Source organism: Amycolatopsis sp. MEPSY49 (assembly GCF_051337345.1).
Taxonomy (GTDB): domain Bacteria; phylum Actinomycetota; class Actinomycetes; order Mycobacteriales; family Pseudonocardiaceae; genus Amycolatopsis.
Genome location: NZ_JBDLYJ010000011.1, coordinates 264,143 through 283,995 on the forward strand (window position 1 = coordinate 264,143; position 19,853 = coordinate 283,995).

Below are 19,853 nucleotides of genomic sequence, written 5' to 3' on the forward strand. Positions count from 1 at the left end.
CCCAAGGAAGCGAGAACCCATGCGCACCACCAAGCGGCTGGTTGCCCTCTTGGCAACGTTGTCCTTCGCCCTCACCGCCGCCCCGGCCCACGCCGAAGCCGGCTGGACCACCGTTTTCCAGGACGACTTCGACGGCGCCGCCGGCACCGGCCTGAACACCCAGGACTGGCTCTACGACACCGGAACCGGCTACCCCGGCGGCGCGGCGAACTGGGGCACCGGCGAAATCGAGACCGCCACGAACTCGACCGAAAACGTCCACCACGACGGTCAGGGCCACTTGGCGATCAAGCCGCTGCGCGACGCGAACGGCCAGTGGACGTCCGGCCGGATCGAAACGCAGCGCACCGACTTCGCGGCCCCCGCGGGCGGTCAGCTGGAGATCAGCGCGACGCTCAAGCAGCCCTCCCCCGAACACGGCCTCGGCTACTGGCCGGCGTTCTGGGCGATGGGCGCCGACGCCCGCCCGGTCGGCGCGACGAACTGGCCGAGCATCGGCGAGCTGGACATCATGGAAGACGTCAACGCCCTGAGCAAGCACTCCACCACTTTCCACTGTGGACAGTGGCAGGGCGAGTGCCACGACCCGGACGGCATCACCAGCGACCTCCAGGACTGCGCCGGCTGCCAGGACGGCTACCACACCTACTCCGTCGTCGTGGACCGCCGCGACGCCGCCGCCGAGGAACTGCGCTTCTCCCTGGACGGCAACCAGACGTTCTCGGTCAAGCAGAACCAGGTGTCGGACGCGACCTGGAAGGCCGCCGTCGACCACGGCTTCTTCGTCATCTTCGACGTCGCGATCGGCGGCTCCTACCCGAACAAGGTCTGCGGCTGCACCTCCCCCGGTGCGGACATCACGCCCGGCGCCGAGATGAGCGTCGACTCGCTCTCGGTGAAGGTCAGCGACGGCTGACCCGTAGGCTGGGCGCCATGAAGCACGCCGTCATCGCGTCACCGATCGGACCGCTGACCCTCGTCGGCGACGGCGAGGCGCTGGCCGGGCTCTACTTCGACGGCCACCTCCGGACGCCCCGCCTCACCGACCTCGGGCCCCGCGACGACGACGGCTTCGAAGCCGCGAAAACCCAGCTCGGCGAGTACTTCGCCGGCACGCGGCGCGAGTTCGACCTCGAACTCGCGCCGCGCGGCTCGGCGTTCGAGAAGCAGGTCTGGGCGCTGCTGACGAAGATCCCGTACGGCGAAACCCGCACGTACGGGCAGCTGGCCGCCGAGCTGGGCGACCCCGGCGCCGCGCAGGCCGTCGGGAACGCCAACGGCTGGAACCCGATCAGCGTCATCGTGCCCTGCCACCGCGTGGTCGGCACCAGCGGCGGCCTGACCGGGTACGCCGGCGGCCTCGCCCGCAAGCGGTTCNACGGGCAGCTGGCCGCCGAGCTGGGCGACCCCGGCGCCGCGCAGGCCGTCGGGAACGCCAACGGCTGGAACCCGATCAGCGTCATCGTGCCCTGCCACCGCGTGGTCGGCACCAGCGGCGGCCTGACCGGGTACGCCGGCGGCCTCGCCCGCAAGCGGTTCCTGCTGAGCCTCGAGGAACCGCCCGCGGACGAGGTCGGCCGGTTGTTCTAGCCCGCCGAACAGGTCACGGTGGGTGCCGTCAGGTTCCCGCCGTGCTCGACGGTGAACCCGATGACGTTGCCGCTGCCGTTGGGCCGCGCGGTCAGCACGTACCCGGTGCTGTCCCAGGTCCCGGTGTAGTTCCAGCTGCCGATGACCTTCTGCGGCGCGTGGAAGGTGATGGTGAGGACCCAGGTGTTCGACCCGGTCACCGTCACCTGGCCGTTGAAGCCGACGTTCCACTCCGCCGTCTTGGCGTAGGTGCCGGTGCAGCCACCCGGCGTCGGGGTGGTGGTCGTGGTGGTGGGGGTGGTCGGCGTCGTCGGCGTGGTGGTCGGCGTCGGAGTCGTACCGCCGGTCAGCGCGTCGAGCACGGCGGTGTAGGCCGCCTTCTTCTGGCCGTTGCCGTCGAACAGCAGCGGCGTGGCCGACGCCCGCCACGAGTCCGTGTCGCGGATGCCCCACACCGTCATCCCGGTGCAGCGCGCCACCGCGAGGCAGGCCTGAGTGACGGTCCGGTAGTTGTTCGCCTGCGCCGTACCCGACCCCTCGATGTCCAGCTCGGTGATCTGCACGTCCACGCCGAGGTTCGCGAAGTTCTGCAGCGTGGTCCGGTAGTTCGACGGCACCGGGCTGTTGGGGTTGAAGTGCGACTGGAAGCCGACGCAGTCGATCGGCACGCCGCGGGACTTGAAGTCCTGGACCATCCGATAGACGGCCTGCGTCTTCGCCTGGTTCCAGTCGTCGGTGTTGTAGTCGTTGTAGCAGAGCTTCGCGCCCGGGTCGGCCGCCCGCGCGGCGCGGAACGCCGCCTCGATCCAGTCGTCGCCGGTGCGCTGCAGGTTCGAATCACGCCGGGCACCCGAACTGCCGTCCGCGAAGGCTTCGTTGACGACGTCCCAGGCGTAGATCTTGCCCTGGTAGTGGCTCGCGACCTGGGTGACGTGGTTCAGCATCGCCGACCGCAGCGCAGACCCCTCCATGCTCTGCATCCAGCCGGGCTGCTGCGAATACCAGGCGAGGGTGTGCCCGCGCATCCGGGCGCCCTGGCTCGCCGCCTGGGCGACGATCCGGTCGGCGTTGCCGTAGGAGAACTGGTTCTGCGAAGGCTCGGTGGCGTCCATCTTCATCTCGTTCTCCGGGGTGATCATGGAGAACTCGCGGCTCAGGATGCCGGTGTAGCCGCTGTCCGAGAGCTTGCTCGCCGAGACCGCGGTGCCGAAGTAGCGTCCGGTCCCGCTCGCCGCACTGCCCAGCGTGGTGCCGCCGGACGGGCCGGGCGACGTCGTGGTGGTCGTGGTCGAACCGCTGTCCAGGCCGAGGAACTTGATCGCGTACGCCACCATCCCGTTCTGCGGCAGCGAATGCCCCACGCCCTGGACGCTGATCCCCTCGACCGGCGCCTGCACGCCGGTGCCGCCGTAGCGGGTGCGCGTCCAGCCGGACTGCGGCGCGTCGGTCGACGACGGCGTCTGGCTCACCCCGCGCAGGTTCGTCCACTGCTTGATCTCTTCCCCGAAGTTCGGGTAGCGCAGGGTGTCGTCGGCAGTGCCGTGCCACAGCTGCATCCGCGGGTACGGGCCGCTGCGCCCGCCGCTCATCTGCCGGGCCTGGTCACCCCACTGCTGCGCGGTCTTGATCAGCTGGCCGCCCGAGCACTGGCTGTTCCAGCTCGACCCGTCGGTGGTGGCGAAGCAGCCCGCGGGCACGCCCATGAACGCCGAGCCGGCGGCGAAGACGTCCGGGTACTCCGCGGCGAGGACGTTCGTCATCATCGCGCCGGAGGAGAACCCGGTGACGAACACGCGCGCGGGGTCGACGTTGTAGTGCGCCTTGGCGTAGTCGACCATCGACAGGATGCCGACCGGGTCGCTGCCGCCGCCGCGGGTCAGCGCCTGCGGCGAGGAGACGTCGAAGCACTGCCCGCTGCGCGTGGCTTCCGGGAAGACGATGACGTACCCGTACTGGTCGGCCGCGGTGACGTAGTCGCGCGCGTAGCCGTTGAACACCGCCGACGCCGAGCCGGTGCAGTAGTGGATGGCGACCAGCAGCGCCGGCTTGGCGGCGACGTGGTCCGGGACGTAGGCGTACATGTTCAGGTTGCTGGGGTTGGTGCCGAAGCCGGTCACGCGGGTCAGCGTGGCCGCCGACGCGGGCTGCGCCGTGACCACCAGGACGATCGCGGCGGCGATCGACAGCACCGCGGCGAGGAGGGCGGTGAAGAGTCTTCGCACTCGAGTCAATCCTTTCCGGGAGCAGGGCGCAGCTGCGACGATCGTTCGTTCGCACCGGCGACCGGTCAACGATTTTCGGAAAGTTTCGGGACCTTTCGAACTGCCGGCTTGGCTTGCTGCTGCGAGGATCCGGGCATGACGGAGCTGCTCCTGGGACCGCTGCTGAGACACGTCGACGCCACCTCGGCGACGATCTGGGTCGAGACGGACCGGCCGTGCGAAGTCCGGGTCGCCGAAGCGGCGGCTCGGACGTTCGAGGTGTCCGGACACCACTACGCGCTGGTCGTGCTCACCGGGCTGGCGCCGGGGCGCAGCACGCCGTACGAGGTCCGGCTCGACGGCGAGCTCGTCTGGCCCGAGCCGGACAGTGACCTGCCGCCCAGCCGGGTCCGGACGCTGGCCCCGGGCGATCCGCGGTTCCGGCTGGTGTTCGGATCGTGCCGAAAGCCGCGGGAGCAGGACGCGCTCGGCCCGGACGCGCTCGCCGCCTACGCCCACCGGATGGCCGGGCTCGACGAGGCCGAATGGCCGGAATCGCTGCTCCTGCTGGGCGATCAGGTCTACGCCGACGAAACCACCGACGCGACGCAGGAGTGGCTCGCCACCCGGCGCGACCCGAAACAGCCGCCCGGCAAGGAGGTCGCCGACTTCGAGGAGTACTGCCACCTCTACTTCGAGGCCTGGTGCGAGCCGTCGGTGCGCTGGCTGCTGTCCACCGTGCCGACGTCGATGATCTTCGACGACCACGACGTCCGCGACGACTGGAACACCTCGCAGGCGTGGCGCGAGCAGATGGCGCGCGAGTCGTGGTGGCCGGAGCGGATCCGCGGGGCGCTCGTGTCCTACTGGGTCTACCAGCACCTGGGCAACCTCGGACCCCGCGAGCTGGCCGAGGACGAGCTGTTCCGGCAGGTGACGAAGTCGGGTGTGGACAACGCGGAGCTGCTACGCGAGTTCGCCGACCGGGCCGACCGCGAGGCCGACGGCGCCAAGGGCACCCGGTGGTCCTACCGGCGCGACTTCGGCCCGGTCCGGCTGCTGGTCATCGACTCGCGCGCCGGGCGGATCCTCGGCGGCGGCGAGCGCTCGATGGTCGGCGAGGAGGAGTTCCGCTGGATCGAGGAGCAGAGCGACGGCGACTTCGACCACCTGCTGATCGGCACGTCCCTGCCGTGGCTGATGCCGACCGCGCTGTCGGCCGCGCAGTCGGTCAACGAGCGGCTCTGCGCGCGGCCGGGGCTCGTCGGGCGCGTGTCGGAGTGGCTCCGGCAGCTCGCCGACCTCGAGCACTGGCCGGCGTTCCGCGACTCGTTCGACCGGCTGACCCGGCTGATCGCCCGGGTCGCGGACGACGGCCCGGCGTCGGTGAGCGTGCTCTCGGGCGACGTCCACCACGCGTACGTCGCGCGCGCCGACCTCCCGGGGGCGCCGGTGCACCAGCTGACCTGCTCGCCGGTGCACAACACCGTCCCCTGGTACATGAACCGGCTGTTCCGCGCCGGCTGGGCGCGCGGGCTGACCCGGCTGAGCGAGGGGCTGGCGCGCCGCGTCGGCGTCCCGCCCGCGCCGCTGACCTGGAGCTGTGTGTCGGGACCGCACTTCGGGAACGCCGTGATGACGCTCGACGTCGACGGCCGGGAAGCCACGGCGACGCTGCTGCGGCCGGACCAGGACGGGCAGCCGATCCGGCTCACGGGAGCGTGAGGGTGGGTGCGGCGCGGCCACCCAGGCAGCGGTGATCGGAGTTAGCCTCGGTGCATGGCTGAAAACGCACTCGGGGAGTTCCTCCGGGCCCGCCGCGAACAGGTGGGACCCGAGGAGCTCGGCCTGCCCGCGGGCGGGTCGCGCCGGGTGGCGGGCCTGCGCCGCGAGGAGGTGGCGGTGCTCGCCGGGGTCAGCACCGACTACTACGTCCGGCTCGAACAGGGCCGGGAGCGCAACCCGTCGCCGCAGGTCCTCGACGCGCTGGCGCACGGGCTGGCCCTCGACGAGGACGCCACCGCGCACCTGCACCGGCTGGCCCGGCCGGCGCCGAAACGCCGCCGGCCGCGCCGGCGGGAGCAGGTCAGCCCGAACCTCCTGCGCCTGATGGACGGCTGGCCGGACACGCCCGCGCTGGTCCTCGGCCGCTGCCTCGAGGTGCTCGCGCACAACGCGCTGGGCGAGGCGCTGTTCGCCGGGCACACCCACAGCGACGACCTCGTCCGGCTGGTGTTCCTGGACCCGGACGCGCGCGAGTTCTACCCGGACTGGGAGCGCGTCGCGGTCAACACCGTCGGCGGCCTGCGGGTGGCCGCCGGGATCGACCCGGACGATCCGCGGCTCATCGAGACGGTCGGTGAGCTGTCGGTCAAGAGCGCGGACTTCCGCCGGCTGTGGGCCCGCCACGACATCCGGCAGAAGACGCACGAAACCAAGCGCTTCCACCACCCGCAGGTCGGCGAGCTGACGCTCAGCTACGAGGCGCTGACCGTGAACAGCGCGCCCGGCCAGCAGCTCGTCGTGTACCAGGCCGAGCCCGGCAGTTCCTCGGCAGCCGCGCTCGCCCTGCTCGGCAGCCTCGCCGCTTCCTGAACCCTTCTGTCATTTCCACAACGGACGGAGTACTTCGTCGTGCCCGAAAACTGGTTCATCACCGGCTGCTCCACCGGCCTCGGCCGCGCACTGGCCGAAGCCGTGCTCGGCCGCGGACTGCGCGCCGTCGTCACCGCCCGCGACCCGGCGAGCGTCGCCGATCTCGTCGCGGAGCACGGCGACCGCGCGCTCGCCCTCCCGCTCGACGTCACCGACCACGCGCAGGTCACCGACGCGGTCAAGCGAGCCGAAAGCGCGTTCGGCCGGATCGACGTCCTGGTCAACAACGCCGGCTACGGCTACCTCGCCGCGATCGAGGAAGGCGAGGACGACGAGGTCCGGAAGCTGTTCGACGCCAACGTGTTCGGCCTCGCCGACGTCACCCGCGCGGCGCTGCCGGGCATGCGCGCCCGGCGGAGCGGGCACGTCGTGAACGTGTCGTCGCTCGGCGGGCTCGCGGCCTTCGGGGCCACCGGCTACTACCACGCGACGAAGTTCGCCGTGGAAGGGCTTTCCGAGTCCCTCGCCGCCGAAGTGGTGCCGCTGGGCATCAAGGTGACGATCGTCGAGCCCGCCGCGTTCCGCACCAACTGGTCCGGGCCGTCGATGCGGCAGTCGGCGATCCGCATCGACGACTACGCCGAGACGGCCGGCGCGCGCCGCGCGGCGACCACCGCCACCTACGGCCGGCAGCCCGGCGACCCGGTCCGCGCGGCCGAGGCGATCCTCACCGCCGTCGACGCCGATGAACCGCCGCTGCGGCTGCTGCTCGGCAAGGCCGCCTACGACATCGCCACCGCCCGGCTCGCCGGCTTGAAGTCCACTTTCGACACCTGGCGCGAGACCACCCTCGGCGCCGACTTCCCGGAGGGAACCCTGTGAAGAAGACCGTCCTGATCACCGGCGCCAGCAGCGGCATCGGCCACGCCACCGCGCTGCGGCTGGCCGGCGAAGGTCACCACGTCGTGCTCGGCGCCCGCCGGGAGGACCGGCTGACCACGCTGGCGAAGGAGATCCACGACGCCGGCGGCACCGCCGACGTGCACCGCCTCGACGTCACCGACCGCGCGGAGGTCACCGCCTTCGCCGACGCCGCCGTCGAAGCACACGGCCGGCTCGACGTGTTCGTCGCCAACGCCGGCGTGATGCCGTTGTCGCGGTTGGACTCCCTGCACGTCGACGAGTGGGACCGGATGATCGACGTCAACGTCCGCGGCCTGCTGCACGGGATCGCGGCCGCGCTGCCGCACTTCCGGCGGCAGGGCGGCGGGCACTTCGTGACGATCGCCTCGACCGGCGCGCACGAGGTCGTGCCGACGGCCGCGGTCTACTGCGGCACGAAGTACGCCGCCCGCGCGATCACCGAAGGCCTGCGGCTGGAAGCCGAGCCCGGCATCCGCGTCACGACCGTTTCGCCGGGCGTCGTCGAGTCCGAACTGGCCGATTCCATCACCGAAGCCGGTGCGCGGGAAGCGATGCGGACCTACCGCGCGGTGACGCTGCCGCCGGACACCATCGCCGGGGCGATCTCCTACGCGATCGGGCAGCCGGACGGCGTCGACGTCAACGAGGTCATCGTGCGGCCGACCGCTCAGCGCCAGCTCAGCGTTCCAGTTCGGCGATGACCCGCGGGATCTCGGCCACCAGCTCGCGCGCCAGCAGGCCCGTGCGGCCGGTGTCCGGGATCAGCCGCTGCCCCGCGACGGCGTGGACGTGCGTCGCCCAGCAGGCGGCCTGGGCGAGGTCCGCGCCGCGGGCGAGGAACCCGCCGGTCAGGCCGGCCAGCACGTCGCCGCTGCCGGACGTCGCCAGCCCGATGTGGCCGCTGCCGTCGCGCCAGGTCCGCCCGCCGGGCTCGGCGACCACCCCGAAGAGCAGCACGACCCCCTCGTAGCGCTCGGCGATCCGGACCGCGGTCTCGAGGTCGTCGACGTCGGCTTCGTCGCAGCCGTCGAGGAACGCGGCCTCGGTCCGGTTCGGCGTCAGCACGAGCCGGCCGGACAGCGGCTTCGCCAGTTCCGGGGCCCGGCTCAGCGCGCCGAGCGCGAAGGCGTCGAGCACCACGCGGGCGTCCGGCGCGATGGCGGGCACCAAGTGCCGCAACAGGTCCTCGGTCTCTTCGACACCGGTGAGCCCGGGGCCGACCACGACGGTGCCGGCGCCGGGCAGCACGTCGGCCAGCCGGTCGACGGCGTCCCCGCCGATCGCCCCGGACTCCGTTTCCGGCAGCCCGAACACCGACGACTCGGGCACCGACACGCCGAGCGCGCCCGCGTGCCGTTCGCTCACCGCGAGCTGCAGCGTGCCGGCGCCGGCGCGCAGGGCGGCCGTCCCGGACAGCGCCGGCGCGCCCGGGACCGTCCGGGCGCCGCCGAGCACGAGCACGGTGCCGCGGTCGTCGGTGCCGATCCGCTCCTCCCGCAGCAGGGCCGGGCTGATCGGCGCCGGGTCAGGAGAGCTGTTCGGCGGCATCGTCGTCCGCCGTGGGCGGGGTGTCGGTGGCGTGCAGGTGGCCGACCTCCTGGGCCAGCACCATGGTGAACCCGCCGTCGCGGTCGCGCTCCCAGGCCGTCACCGACCCGTTCGGGACTTCGGTGGCGTTCGCCGCGCGCAGCAGGTCGGGCTCCGGCAGCCCTTCGAGCAGGTAGCGCAGCGCGAAGACGGTCATCTCGTGCGCGGCCAGCAGCACGCGCTTGCCGCCGTGGTCCTGGCTCAGCTCGCGCAGCAGGGAGCGCAGCCGCAGCACGACGTCCGCCCAGGACTCCCCGCCGGGCGGCCGGTAGTAGAACTTGCCCAGCCGCCGTTTGCGCCGCAGTTCGTCGGGCCACCGCTCCTCGACGCCGTGCGAGGTCAGCAGGTCCAGCACGCCGAGCTCGCGGTCGCGCAGCCGTTCGTCGGGGACGACCGGGACGCCGTCCGGCGTGGCCAGGAGCGCGGTGTCCCAGGCCCGGCGGTAGGTCGATGTGACCACGAGGTCCGGCGGCCGCTCGGCCAGGAACTCCCCCGCGGCCTTCGCCTGCTCGCGGCCCAGGTCGGTCAGCGGGACGTCGGCGTCGCGCTCGGCGATGTCGATCACGTCCGCCCCCGCCGACTCCGCCTCTTCCCTCGCCACGTTCCCCGTGCTCTGGCCGTGGCGCAGTACGGCCACCCAGTCCAAGTCGACGCTCACGCCCGGGTGGTTACCCCTGCGGACCCGCCGACGAAACCCGGGATGGTTAGGCGTCAAAAAGAGTTCCGGCTAGGGTCTTTCCATGTCCCGGAGTCTCGGCGCCCACGACCGGCTGCAGCAGCTGGAGAAGATCCTCGGTGTACCCGCCGAACACCTGGGGCTGGCCGAGCTGCTAGCCGAGACCCTGCAGCGCCTGCGTGAGGTCATGGAGGTCGACACCGCGACCGTGCTGCGGTACCAGCACAGCGGCAGCCAGCTCGTGGCCTTCGCCGCGGCCGGCATCGAAGAGGAAGTCCACCAGGGCGTCCGGGTGCCGGTCGGCAGCGGGTTCGCCGGCCGGGTGGCACTCGAGCGGCAGCCCGTCATCCTCGACCACATCGACGAGACGACTGTCGTGAACTCCCTGCTGTGGGAACGCGGCCTGCGCTCGATGCTCGGCGTGCCGATGATCGCGGGGGCCGAACTCGTCGGGGTGCTCCACGTCGGGTCCGTCGCGCCGCGGGAGTTCACCGAAGCCGAAGTCGCGACGATGCAGCTGCTCGCGGACCGCCTCGCCATGGCGATCCAGGTCGAGGCGCTCGAAGAGAACCGCTCGGCCACCATGGCGCTGCAGCGCAGCCTGCTGCCCAGCAACCTGCCGGAGGTGTCCGGCCTGGCCTTCGGCGCGCGGTACGTGCCCGGCGCGGAAACCGGGCTCGGCGGCGACTGGTACGACCTGTTCGTCCTGCCCGGCGACCGGCTCGGCATCGTGATGGGCGACGTCTCCGGCCACGGGCTGGAGGCCGCCGTGATCATGGGACGCCTGCGCAGCGCCCTGCGCGCGTACGCCCTCGACTGCGAAAGCCCCGACGAGGTGCTCGCGAAGCTCGACCGCAAGGCCAACCACTTCGAGCACGGGGCGATGGCCACGGTCGCCTACGGGATCGTCGGACCGCGCCGCGAAAGCATCGCCCTGTCGCTCGCCGGTCACCTGCCGCCCGTCCAGGCGCTGCCCGGCGAACCGGGCCGGCTGCTGGACGTGCCGCCGGACCCCCCGATCGGGTTGACCATCGGCGAGCCCCGGCGGCGCACGACGGTGCTCGACCTGCCGCCGGAAAGCGTGCTCGCGTTCTACACCGACGGCCTGGTCGAACGCCGGGATCGGCCGGTCGACGCCGGGATGCGGCAGCTGGCGGAAAGCCTGCGCGCCGGCGAGCCCGAACGGGTCTGCGCGCAGCTGATGGCCGCGATGATCGGCAACCGGCCGGCCCAGGACGACGTCGCCCTGCTCGCCATCCAGCGCCAGGCGATCCCGGCCGGCGACTGACCCCCGGCCGGGACGCCCCTCAGGACGCGGTCAGCGCCGCCTCGCGGGTCGGGAACAGCGAGAGGCTGTCCTCGAGCCCGGTCAGCTGGATCGGGCGCAGGGTCGCCCGGCCGGACGCGACGATCCGCACCGCGGTGCCGGGGCCGGCGTCGCGGTGGATGGTCAGCAAGGCCGTCAGCCCGGGTGAGGCGAGGAATTCCACCCGGGTCAAGTCGACCACCAGCAGCGGCGGTGCCGCCGCCAGTGCCTCTTCCGCGGCCTGCACGAGGGCGGGCGCGGTGGTCGTGTCCACATCTCCGGCCACCTCGACGACGACCGCGTCGCCCTGCTCCGTTCGGGCGATCCGGAACTCGCCGAATGGCACAGCGGTGGCCGAGCCCTCACTGTGGATGTGCTCCGTCATCGTGTCTTCTCCTCGCCTTCGGCAGCGCCCCCGGAACTTCCGGCGGGCGCGCGTGATCACGAAGGCTGTTTGCTCAACCAGGGTCAATCATGCCCGTCCCGGGCGGCCGCCGCCGTGTCAGGACCCCCTCCGGCTTTCCGGGCCGTCCGGGACCAGGCAGGATGGACGGCGTGGCCGAAACGGACGCGACCGGGGACACACTCGGGGACGCCGCCAGCTCAGCGGGCACGGTGGCGCTGGACCACCGCGACGGCACCGCCGTGCTGCGCGTCGACGGTGCACTCGACCTCGCCCTGGCACCGAAGCTGCGGCAGCTCGCCGAGCGCGCCGCGCGCCTGGAGCCCGCGGCGCTCGTCATCGACCTGACCGGCGTCACCTTCCTGGCCTCGGCGGGTATGGCCGAGCTGGTGCGGGCGCACCGCGGGCGGACGGTCTCCGCGCCGCTGCGGGTGGTGGCCACCGGCCGGATCACCCTGCGCCCGCTGGAGCTCACCCGGCTGACCGACGAGCTGGCCATCTACCCGTCGCTGGCCGAGGCACTGGCGGCCGGATGACCGCCCCGGACTTCGACGGACTGCTCGACGCCGTGCGCCGGGCCTTCGCCGACGCCTCCGGCTCCCCGGCGCCCACCGAAGTCCGGCCGCTCGACCCGGCCGAAGCGCGCGCGGTGCTCGGCGACCACGTCGCAGTGGCCGTGACCGATCCCGCGTTGCTCGCGCGGCTGGTGCCGGACCGCGAGATCACCGCCGCGGTCGCGGTCGCCGGCGACGACCAGGGCGCTCTGGTCCACACCACCGGCGAAGTCGCCGGGGCACCGGCGGCCGTCGCCGCCGCGGTCGACGCCGCGACCGCGCACCTGGCGGCCACCGTGCGGCAGCTGCGCGGCGAGGCGGCGGTGCTCGACGCGCTGCACTCCACCGGCCGCGAGCTGACCGCGCAGCTGGACATCGACCGGATCGTCCAGGACGCCACCGACGCGGCCACGAAAGCGACCGGCGCCGAGTTCGGCGCGTTCTTCTACAACCTGGTCGACGAGCTCGGCGAGTCCTACACGCTGTACACGATTTCGGGCGTGCCGCGCGAGGCGTTCGAGCGGTTTCCCATGCCGCGCAACACCGACGTGTTCGCGCCGACCTTCGACGGCGAAGGCACCGTGCGCAGCCCCGACATCACGAAGGACGCGCGGTTCGGGCGGAACGCGCCGTACCACGGGATGCCGGCGGGGCACCTGCCCGTGTGCAGCTACCTGGCCGTCTCGGTGATCAGCCCGACCAGCGGCGAAGTGCTGGGCGGGTTCTTCTTCGGCCACTCCGCGCCGGAGCGGTTCACCGCGCGGCACGAGTACCTCGCGGAGGGCATCGCCGCCTACTCGGCCATCGCGCTGGACAACGCCCGCCTGTACGAGCGCGAACGCAACCTCGCGTCGGAGCTTTCGCGCAGCATGCTGCCGGTGGCGCCGCCGACCCCCGGCCTCGACGTCGTCACCCGGTACCTGCCCGCGGCGACCGGGAGCAAGGTGGGCGGCGACTGGTTCGACGTCATCGCGCTCCCGTCCGGCGCGACCGCGTTCGTCATCGGCGACGTCGTCGGCCACGGCGTCACGGCCGCGACCGTGATGGGCCAGGTCCGCACGGCCGTCCGCTGCTACGCGCTGCTGGAACTGCCCCCGTCGGAGGTGCTGCGCAACGTCTCCGAGCTGACCGGCGGGCTGTTCGGCGAAAGCTTCGTCACCTGCTTCTACGCGGTCCACCGGCCGGCCGACGGCACGCTGACCTACGCCAACGCCGGTCACCTGCCGGCCATCCTGGTCCGCCCGGACGGCGGTCCGGAGCAGATCGGCGAGGCGCTGGCGCAACCGCTCGGCGTCGGTTCCGAGTTCCCCCAGCGCAGCACCGGTTTCCCGCCCGGCGCGGATCTGGTGCTCTACACCGACGGGCTGGTCGAAAGCCGCACCCGCGACCTCACCCTCGGGGTGGAATGGCTGCTGGCCGGCATCCCCGCCGTGCTCGCCGCGGCCGATCTCGGGACGGCGTGGGACAAGCTGGTCGCCGAGCTGACCCTCGGCCGGCACGACGACGACATCGCGCTGATCCACGTGCGCCACCGCGGAGAGGACCCAGCATGACGGACCCCCTCGCGCCCGCGCCCCCGGCGTCGTTCCACCGGCGCATCGCCGCGGTGGCCGACCGGTTGCCGGAGCTGCGCGAAGCGCTGGCGGCCTGGCTGGGCACGCTCGGACTGAGCGACGACCGCCGCGAGGACGTCGTCCTGGCCGGCTACGAAGCGATGGCCAACTCCGCCGAGCACGCCTACCGCGACGGCGACCCGGGCCCGGTCGACGTCCGCGCCGAAGCGCTGAACGGCCGGCTGACGGTGACGGTCACCGACTACGGCGCCTGGCGCGCCCCCGAGGACACGAACGGGCTGCGCGGCCGCGGCCTGCTGCTCATCGACAGCCTCGCCGACCAGAGCGCGCAGGTGCACCGCGAGGACGGCACGACGGTCACGATGACCTGGCTCGGCTGAGGTCGTGTCACCCGGGCGTGTGGCCTTCGCGTGCGCGGCGAAGCCCACGCCCGGCGGGTAGGCTCACCCGGGGCCGCGTGATCGGGAGTGTGATGACCGTCGGCGAGGAATCCGGCCAGCGGGCCGTCTTCCCGGGCACCAGCCGGATGGCCGCCCGGATGCGGGACTTCGACTGGGCGTCGTCTCCGCTCGGGGAACCCGCGGAGTGGCCGGCGAGCCTGACGACGGCCGTGCGGATCTGCCTCACCTCGCGCTTCCCGATGATCGTCTGGTGGGGCCCGGATCTGCGGTTCCTCTACAACGACGCCTACCTGCCGCTGCTCGGCACCAAGCACCCCGCGCTGGACAAGCCGGGCGCGCTGGTCTGGAGCGAGATCTGGCACATCATCGGCCCGATGCTCGACAGCGTGATGACCACCGGCGAGGCGACCTGGTCGGAGGACCTGCTGCTGCCGATGAACCGGCACGGCTACTGGGAAGAGACGTACTGGACCTACTCCTACAGCCCGGTCCACGACGACGCGGGCACCGTGCGCGCCGTGTTCACCGCGGTCACCGACACGACCGAGCGCGTGATCGGCGAACGCCGGCTGGCCACGCTGCGCGAGCTCGGCGCCCAGGCCGGCATCGCCCGCACCGTCGGCGAGGCCTGCGAGCTGGTCGCCGGCGTGCTCGGGCGGGCCGGCGCCGACGTCCCGTACTCCGCGATCCACGTGCGCGGGGACGTCGGCGAGCTCGCCCTCGCGGCCGTCACCCCCGGCGGCACCGGGCACACCGGCGGCTGGCCGCTCGAAGAAGTGCTCGCCGACGGCACCCCGCGGACGGTCTCCGACCTGACGACGACCTTCGGCGAGCTGCCTTCGGGCGATTGGTCCACCCCGCCCACCGAGGCGATGGTCCTGCCGTTGGGCGGCGCCCCCGGCACCGCGGCCACCGGCGTGATCGTGCTGGCGGCGAGCGCCGGGCGGGCGCTCGACGAGTCCTACCGGACGTTCCTCGGGCTGGTCGCCCAGCAGACGGCGGCGCTGGTCGACGGCGCGCTCGCCTACCAAGCCCAGCAGCGCCGCGCCGAGGAGCTGGCCGCGCTGGACGCGGCGAAGACGACGTTCTTCGCCAACATCAGCCACGAGTTCCGGACTCCGCTCACCCTCATCCTCGGCCCGGTGGCCGAGCTGGAAAAGAGCCTCGAAGACGCGGACGAGCGCGTCCGCGAAGAGGTCGCCGTCATCCACCGCAACGCGCTGCGCCTGGGCCGGCTGGTGAACAACCTGCTCGACTTCTCGCGGATCGAAGCCGGCCGGATGCAGGCGCGCTTCGAGCCGGTGGACCTCTCGGCGTTCACCGCTGAGCTGGCGAGCGTGTTCCGCGCCGCCGTCGAGCGGGCCGGGCTGCGGTTCGAGGTCGGCTGCCCGCCGCTGGGCACGCCGGTGCACGTCGACCGCGGGATGTGGGAGAAGGTCGTCCTCAACCTGCTGTCCAACGCGGTCAAGTACACCTTCGACGGCGAGATCCGGGTGCGCACCGCCCTCGACGGCGAGCACGCCGAGGTCACCGTCTCCGACACCGGCATCGGGATCGACGCCGCCGAGCTGCCCCGGCTGTTCGAGCGGTTCCACCGGATCCCGTCGGCGCGGGCGCGCTCGAACGAGGGCAGCGGGATCGGCCTGGCCCTGGTGCGCGAGCTCGTCGGCATGCACGGCGGCACGGTCGCCGCCGAGAGCGCCCCGGGCGCGGGCACGACGTTCCGGATCAGGCTGCCGCTGGGCACCCGCCACCTGCCCGCCGAGCACGTCGCCCCGGCGCCGTCGATGGGCGGGCCGGCCGCGGACACCGTCGAGCCGTACGTCCAGGAGGCGCTGCGCTGGCTGCCGGACGGTGATCCCGAACCCGCCGCCGGGGCGGCCCCGGCCACGGGTGCCCGGGTGCTGGTCGCCGACGACAACGCCGACATGCGCGACTACCTGGCCCGGCTGCTGCGCGAGGACTACGCGGTCACCACGGTCCGCGACGGCGTCGAGGCGTTCGCGGCCGCGGCCGCCGAGCCGCCCGAGCTGATCATCAGCGACGTGATGATGCCGCGGCTGGACGGCCTCGGCCTGCTCGCCCGGCTGCGGCGCGACCCGCGCACTGCCGCGGTGCCCGTGCTGCTGCTCTCCGCCCGCGCCGGGCAGGAGGCCGCCGTCGACGGGCTGGCCGCCGGGGCCGACGACTACCTGGTCAAGCCGTTCTCCGCGCGCGAGCTGCTCGCCCGCGTCCGCACGACCATCCGGCTGGCCCGCCTGCGGACGCAGCACTCGCGGTGGCGCGCGGCGATGATCGAGTCGATGCAGGAGGGCTTCTTCGTCTGCGACGCCGACGGGCGGGTCGTGGAGATGAACGCCGCGTGCACCGATCTGATCGGCTTCGGTCCGGCCGGGCTGCCGTACTCGCCGCCGTTCCCGTGGGCGCCGGACCCGGCCGACGACCCGGTCGCCCACCGGCAGGTCGCCGAGGCGATGGGCCGGTCGCGGACCGAGCCGTCCGGGAGCTTCGTGCTGCCGCTGCGGCACCGCGACGGGCACCGGGTGTGGGCCGCCATCGCCTACAACGAGCTGCACGACGACGAGGGCCGCCGCCGGCTCGTCGGCACGATCCGCGACGTCACGGCCGAGCGCTACGCCGTGCAGCGGGAAACCGCGCTGGCCGCGATGAACCAGCGCCTCGCCGGCATCAGCGGGGTGCCCGACGTGCTCCGCACGGCGCTGGACCTGCTGCGCGAGCTGTGGCAGGCCGAGCGCGTGCTCGCGGTGACCTGGGCACCCGACGGCGAACCCGGGCTGATGTCCACCGACGCCGGCGACCGGCGGTGGACCGACCTGGCCGCGCCGCTGCGCGCGAAGCTCGGCGAAGTCCGATCCCTGCCCGCGTTGCACGCGACGCCCGCGGAGGGCGGCGCGGGCGCGACGCTGGACCACCCCGGCGGCCGGCTGACGCTCTGGGTGGAGCCCGGCCCCGGCCGCCCGCTCGGCACCGAGGACCGGACGCTGCTGGCGTTGCTCGCCGGGACGCTGGCACACGCGCTGCGCCGCGCCCACCGCGACGACCGCCAGCGCGAGGTCGCCATCGCCCTGCAGCGCTCGATCCTCGGCCCGGCGCTGCTGCCCGACGGCTTCGCGGTGCGCTACGAACCGGCGAACCCGCCCCTGGAAGTGGGCGGCGACTGGTACGACGTCGTCCCGCTGCCGGGCGACCGGATCGGCATCGTCGTCGGCGACTGCGTCGGCCGGGGCCTCGCCGCGGCCGCGGTGATGGGCCAGCTGCGCAGTGCCTGCCGCGCGCTGCTGCTGGAGGCCAACGGCCCGGCGCACACCCTGACCACGCTCGACCGCTTCGCCGACCGGCTGCCGGGTGCCTTGTGCACCACCGTCTTCTGCGGCGTCCTCGACCCCGCCACCGGCACGCTCACCTACAGCAGCGCCGGCCACCCGCCCGCCACGCTGGTGCACCAGGACGGCTCGGCGGAGTTCCTCGACGCGGGCGGCAGCGTGCCGCTCGCGGTCCGCGTCCCCGCCGAGCGCCCGGAGGCCACGGCGGTCGTCCCGGTCGGATCGCTGCTGATGCTCTACACCGACGGCCTGGTCGAGCGCCGCCGCGAGGCGCTGGACGACGGCATCGACCGGGCCACCTCGGTCGCCCACGGCGCGCGCGACGCCGACCTCGCCGAGCTGGCGGCCACGCTGATGGGCCGGCTGCGGCCGGCGGAAGGCTACGAGGACGACGTCGCGCTGCTGCTGTACCGCCGGTCGGTGCCGCCGCTGGAGCTGGACTTCCCGGCGCACCCCGACAGCCTCGCCCCGACCCGCCGCTGGCTGCGCGCGTGGCTGGGCACCGCTTCGCTCGGGGAGGACCTCGCGCAGGACATCCTCGTCGCCGCGGGCGAGGCCTGCGCGAACGCCGTCGAGCACGCCTACCCCGGCGCCGAGGGGACCGCGCACCTGTCGGCCCATTTCGCCGGCGCGACCCTGGTCGTCACGGTGACCGATCGCGGGCACTGGAAGCAGCCACCGCCGGACAACCGTGTGATGCGCGGCCGCGGGATGCCGATGATGGAGGCGCTCGCCGACGCCGTCGCCGTCCGGCACGACCCGGCCGGCACCACCGTCACGCTGGAATGGAGAATCGGTTCGTGACCACGGCACTCACGCTGGTCGCCTCCGTGGGCGACGACGGAGACCGGATCCTGACCGTGCGGGGCGAGATCGACATGGGCAACGCCGGGGAGTTCGGCGCCGCTCTCGAGCGCGAGCTGGCGGCCGGGGCCGCGCTGACCGTCGACCTGACCGGCGTGACGTACCTCGACAGCGCCGGCATCGCCGCCCTGTTCGACCGGGCGGCCGACCACGAGCTGCGGCTGACCGCGCCCCGCCTGCTCGACCGCGTCCTGCGCGTCTCCGGCCTCACCCAGGTCGCGAAAGTGACGATCCGCTGAGGGTTGGTCACCCGCCCACCGGGTAAGCAGGCGGCAGCGATGGTCGCCGGGTGGGTTGTGCTGCCGGCTGTCGCCAGGTGGCCCCGGCGCCCAACCCACGACGTTCAGCAGTGAGCGCCGGGCCGGAGCCACCGCCCCGGCCTGAACCGCCCGCGCGGGTATCGTTCGCCGCAGGCCGGACGGAGGTGACCGCAGTGACCGGCGAACCGATCCCGCCCGAGCACCTCGACGAGCTGACCGCGGCGATGGCGGACCTCGCGACGGCGCTCGAGACCGAACCGTCCGAGGCCGAGGTCCTCGAGGCCGTCTGCGCCGAAGCCGTCCGGGCCATCCCCGGCGCCGACATGGCCAGCATCACCGCGATCCGCGACGGCGAACCGGAAACCGCCGCCTCCACCGACCAGCGCGCCGTCGACATCGACCGCGTCCAGTACGCGGCGGGCGAGGGTCCGTGCCTGCGGGCGGCCGAGACCGGCGAGATCGTCCGGCTGCCGCTCGCCACGGCCGGGGCGGTCTGGCCCGAGTTCACCACCTACGCCCGCGGCCTCGGCGTCGGCAGCTACCTCGCCGCGCCGCTGCGCGTGGACGAAACCCTCGGCGGCGCGCTCAACCTCTTCGGCTACGGTGACCACGGTTTCGCCGAGACCGACTCGCGGCTGCTGGCGCTCTACACCACGATCGTCTCGTTCGGCCTGCGGTCCACGCGCCGCTACCGGAACGCCCGCCGCCGCGTCGCCGAGCTCGAGACGGCGATGAACTCGCGGGCGGTGATCGAGCAGGCCAAGGGCATCCTGATGGCCGTGCACCGGGTCACCGCCGACGACGCCATGAAGCGCCTGATCGCGGAGTCACAGCACACGAACGTGAAGCTCCGCGACGTCGCGGCGCGGTTCGTCGAAGGACTGTCCTCGGCGGACTGACGCTCAGGCGGTGCGCCGGACCGGGAACGGCCAGGTCAGCGCGGCCGATCCGGTCGCCCGCACGTCATGAACGGGTCGTTCACCTCGTCAGACGACATGAACGACCCTTTCATGACATCGGCGCCGGACGCTCAGGCGGTGCGCCGGACCGGGAACGGCCAGGTCAGCGCGGCCGATCCGGTCGCCCGCACGTCATGAACGGGTCGTTCACCTCGTCAGACGACATGAACGACCCTTTCATGACATCGGCGCCGGACGCTCAGGCGGTGCGCCGGACCGGGAACGGCCAGGTCAGCGTGATCACCGTGCCGTCGTCGGTCGAGCGCATGTCGAGCCCGTCGACCAGCGCCTGGATCAGCCGCAGGCCGCGGCCGCGGTCGGCCCGCTCGGTGACCGCCGTCCAGCGCCCCTGGTCGGCGATGGTGACGACCAGCACGTCCTCGTCGATCCGCGCCCGGACGTCGATCAGGCCCGGCCGGCCGTGGTAGGCGTGGTCCAGCACGTTGGCCATCGCTTCCCAGCAGGCCAGGACGACGTCGTCGGCCTGCCGCCCGACCTCGTCGCCGGCGCGTCTGCGCAGCCACGACACCAGGTGCCGCCGCAGGCTCGGCAGCGTCCGTGGCGAAATCGTGCCGCGGTACCGCCAGCCGTCCGCTTCGTGCTCTTCCACGTTCA

Annotated in this window: 17 protein-coding genes and 2 pseudogenes; 14 read left to right on the forward strand and 5 right to left on the reverse strand. The window is 73.1% G+C overall.

Annotated elements, in window-relative coordinates; all coding sequences use genetic code 11:
• Window positions 1–19: 19 nt before the first annotated feature.
• The 3 genes and pseudogenes from ABFJ78_RS38145 to ABFJ78_RS38155 all read left to right on the forward strand — a co-directional run.
• Window positions 20–916, forward strand: coding sequence for a glycoside hydrolase family 16 protein (locus tag ABFJ78_RS38145; RefSeq protein WP_436392299.1), 897 nt, complete (start codon window positions 20–22; stop codon window positions 914–916).
• A gap of 17 nt (window positions 917–933) precedes the next feature.
• Window positions 934–1,215: pseudogene (locus ABFJ78_RS38150) on the forward strand (methylated-DNA--[protein]-cysteine S-methyltransferase); the annotation flags it as partial.
• Window positions 1,216–1,371: 156 nt separating this feature from the next.
• A pseudogene (locus tag ABFJ78_RS38155) lies at window positions 1,372–1,590 on the forward strand (methylated-DNA--[protein]-cysteine S-methyltransferase); the annotation flags it as partial.
• On the opposite strand, the gene ABFJ78_RS38160 reads toward ABFJ78_RS38155, so the two are convergent.
• Window positions 1,587–3,812 carry an extracellular catalytic domain type 1 short-chain-length polyhydroxyalkanoate depolymerase gene (locus ABFJ78_RS38160; RefSeq protein ID WP_436392300.1) on the reverse strand — a complete coding sequence of 742 codons (2,226 nt, stop codon included), beginning with the start codon at window positions 3,810–3,812 and terminating at the stop codon, window positions 1,587–1,589. The pseudogene ABFJ78_RS38155 and the gene ABFJ78_RS38160 sit on opposite strands and share 4 nt — an antisense overlap.
• 135 nt (window positions 3,813–3,947) lie before the next feature.
• Here ABFJ78_RS38160 and ABFJ78_RS38165 point away from each other — a divergent pair, with 135 nt between their 5' ends.
• The 4 genes from ABFJ78_RS38165 to ABFJ78_RS38180 are packed head-to-tail and all read left to right on the forward strand — an operon-like array spanning window position 3,948 to window position 8,011.
• On the forward strand, window positions 3,948–5,516 hold the full coding sequence (locus tag ABFJ78_RS38165) for an alkaline phosphatase D family protein (protein WP_436392301.1): 1,569 nt from the start codon (window positions 3,948–3,950) through the stop codon (window positions 5,514–5,516).
• 54 nt (window positions 5,517–5,570) lie between these two features.
• A complete protein-coding gene (locus ABFJ78_RS38170) occupies window positions 5,571–6,386 on the forward strand; it encodes a helix-turn-helix transcriptional regulator (RefSeq protein WP_436392302.1) in 816 nt (271 codons plus the stop codon).
• A 39-nt stretch (window positions 6,387–6,425) separates the two neighbouring features.
• Window positions 6,426–7,268 carry an oxidoreductase gene (locus tag ABFJ78_RS38175; RefSeq protein WP_436392303.1) on the forward strand — a complete coding sequence of 281 codons (843 nt, stop codon included), beginning with the start codon at window positions 6,426–6,428 and terminating at the stop codon, window positions 7,266–7,268.
• Window positions 7,265–8,011, forward strand: a complete 747-nt coding sequence (locus ABFJ78_RS38180) for an SDR family oxidoreductase (protein ID WP_436392304.1) — start codon at window positions 7,265–7,267, stop codon at window positions 8,009–8,011. The genes ABFJ78_RS38175 and ABFJ78_RS38180 overlap by 4 nt, the downstream gene beginning before the upstream one ends.
• Here the strand turns inward: ABFJ78_RS38180 and ABFJ78_RS38185 are convergent.
• Window positions 7,989–8,858, reverse strand: coding sequence for an NAD(P)H-hydrate dehydratase (locus ABFJ78_RS38185; RefSeq protein WP_436392305.1), 870 nt, complete (start codon window positions 8,856–8,858; stop codon window positions 7,989–7,991). The genes ABFJ78_RS38180 and ABFJ78_RS38185 overlap by 23 nt on opposite strands.
• Window positions 8,836–9,555: a histidine phosphatase family protein gene (locus ABFJ78_RS38190; RefSeq protein ID WP_436392306.1), complete on the reverse strand. Its 720-nt coding sequence runs from the start codon at window positions 9,553–9,555 to the stop codon at window positions 8,836–8,838. Before ABFJ78_RS38190 ends, ABFJ78_RS38185 begins: the two co-directional genes overlap by 23 nt.
• A gap of 82 nt (window positions 9,556–9,637) precedes the next feature.
• Here ABFJ78_RS38190 and ABFJ78_RS38195 point away from each other — a divergent pair, with 82 nt between their 5' ends.
• Window positions 9,638–10,861, forward strand: a complete 1,224-nt coding sequence (locus ABFJ78_RS38195; protein ID WP_436392307.1) for a PP2C family protein-serine/threonine phosphatase — start codon at window positions 9,638–9,640, stop codon at window positions 10,859–10,861.
• 19 nt (window positions 10,862–10,880) lie between these two features.
• Here the strand turns inward: ABFJ78_RS38195 and ABFJ78_RS38200 are convergent, their stop codons facing one another.
• On the reverse strand, window positions 10,881–11,264 hold the full coding sequence (locus ABFJ78_RS38200; RefSeq protein ID WP_086683408.1) for an STAS domain-containing protein: 384 nt from the start codon (window positions 11,262–11,264) through the stop codon (window positions 10,881–10,883).
• 170 nt (window positions 11,265–11,434) lie between these two features.
• Here ABFJ78_RS38200 and ABFJ78_RS38205 point away from each other — a divergent pair, with 170 nt between their 5' ends.
• The 6 genes from ABFJ78_RS38205 (at window position 11,435) to ABFJ78_RS38230 (ending at window position 19,178) form a co-directional block, all read left to right on the forward strand.
• A complete protein-coding gene (locus ABFJ78_RS38205; RefSeq protein WP_436392308.1) occupies window positions 11,435–11,818 on the forward strand; it encodes an STAS domain-containing protein in 384 nt (127 codons plus the stop codon).
• Window positions 11,815–13,389: a PP2C family protein-serine/threonine phosphatase gene (locus ABFJ78_RS38210; RefSeq protein ID WP_436392309.1), complete on the forward strand. Its 1,575-nt coding sequence runs from the start codon at window positions 11,815–11,817 to the stop codon at window positions 13,387–13,389. The genes ABFJ78_RS38205 and ABFJ78_RS38210 overlap by 4 nt, the downstream gene beginning before the upstream one ends.
• On the forward strand, window positions 13,386–13,790 hold the full coding sequence (locus tag ABFJ78_RS38215) for an ATP-binding protein (RefSeq protein WP_436392310.1): 405 nt from the start codon (window positions 13,386–13,388) through the stop codon (window positions 13,788–13,790). Before ABFJ78_RS38210 ends, ABFJ78_RS38215 begins: the two co-directional genes overlap by 4 nt.
• Before the next feature lie 92 nt (window positions 13,791–13,882).
• Entirely contained in the window at window positions 13,883–17,959 is a 4,077-nt protein-coding gene (locus ABFJ78_RS38220) for a SpoIIE family protein phosphatase (RefSeq protein ID WP_436392334.1), read from the forward strand.
• Window positions 17,956–18,258 (forward strand): STAS domain-containing protein, encoded by a 303-nt coding sequence (locus ABFJ78_RS38225; RefSeq protein ID WP_436392311.1) that lies wholly within the window; start codon window positions 17,956–17,958, stop codon window positions 18,256–18,258. Before ABFJ78_RS38220 ends, ABFJ78_RS38225 begins: the two co-directional genes overlap by 4 nt.
• Window positions 18,259–18,452: 194 nt before the next feature.
• Window positions 18,453–19,178, forward strand: a complete 726-nt coding sequence (locus ABFJ78_RS38230; protein WP_436392312.1) for an ANTAR domain-containing protein — start codon at window positions 18,453–18,455, stop codon at window positions 19,176–19,178.
• Window positions 19,179–19,437: 259 nt separating this feature from the next.
• Here the strand turns inward: ABFJ78_RS38230 and ABFJ78_RS38235 are convergent, their stop codons facing one another.
• Entirely contained in the window at window positions 19,438–19,848 is a 411-nt protein-coding gene (locus ABFJ78_RS38235; RefSeq protein ID WP_436392313.1) for an ATP-binding protein, read from the reverse strand.
• Between the last annotated feature and the right edge of the window lie 5 nt (window positions 19,849–19,853).